Consider the following 1,082-nt stretch of genomic DNA (forward strand, 5'->3'; position numbering starts at 1 on the left):
TCCACCGCATCCGCACCCGCGTTCGCCGCCGCCAGGTAAGTCGCCAGCTGCCCGCCGGCGGTGTCGTGGGTGTGCACGTGCACCGGCAGGTCGAACTCCCGGCGCAACGCGGTCACCAGCTTCCCGGCCGCCGCCGGCCGCAACAGACCGGCCATGTCCTTGATCGCCAGGACATGCGCCCCCGTGTCCACGATCTGCTCGGCCAGCTTCAGGTAATAATCCAGGGTGTAGATGTTCTCATCCGGGCTGAGGAGGTTACCCGAGTAGGCCATCGCCACCTCGGCGACCGTCGTGCCCGTCTCCAGCACCGCCTCGATGGCCGGCCGCATCTGCGAGACATCATTCAACGCATCGAAAATCCGGAAGATGTCCACCCCGGCATCCGCGGCCTCCCGGACAAACGCACGCGCGACCGAATCCGGGTACGGGGTGTACCCCACGGTGTTGCGCCCGCGCAACAGCATCTGGATGTTCACGTTCGGCATCGCCTGCCGCAACGCATCCAACCGCCCCCACGGATCCTCGTGGAGGAAACGCATCGCCACATCATAGGTCGCCCCACCCCAGGCCTCGACCGACAGCAACTCCGGCGTGGTCCGGGCCACCACCGCCGCCGCCTCAGTCAACGCGGTCGTGCGCACCCGGGTAGCCAGCAACGACTGATGGGCATCCCGGAAGGTGGTGTCGGTCACCGCCAACCCATCGCGGGCACGCAGATCCTCGGCGAACTTCTTCGGCCCCAGATCCCGCAGCCGGTCCCGGGAACCACGCGGGACACGGGCCGATTCCTCGATCACCGGCAGCTTGTCCTCCGGACGCACCCCCACCGGACGCACCCCATTGGGCTTGTTCACCGTCACATCCGCCAAAAAGTCCAGGATCCGGCCCGGCTCATCATCCGCCGGCGGGGCGGCCAACAGATGCGGGTGATCCTTGATGAAGTTCGTCGAGATCCGCCGGTGCTGGAAATCATCCTCCCGCAGCAGGGCCCGCAGGAAACCGATGTTGGTGGCCACCCCCGAGACCGTGAACTCCGACAACGCCCGCTGGGCACGGGTGACCGCGGTGGCGAAATCAGCACC

General features: G+C 67.2%; 1 pseudogene. It reads right to left on the minus strand.

Annotation, left to right across the window (positions count from 1 at the left end):
• Window positions 1-1,082 (minus strand): annotated as a pseudogene (locus ACQCVD_RS15440) (pyruvate carboxylase); the annotation flags it as partial.

Source organism: Corynebacterium halotolerans (assembly GCF_050107895.1).
Classification (GTDB): domain Bacteria; phylum Actinomycetota; class Actinomycetes; order Mycobacteriales; family Mycobacteriaceae; genus Corynebacterium; species Corynebacterium halotolerans_B.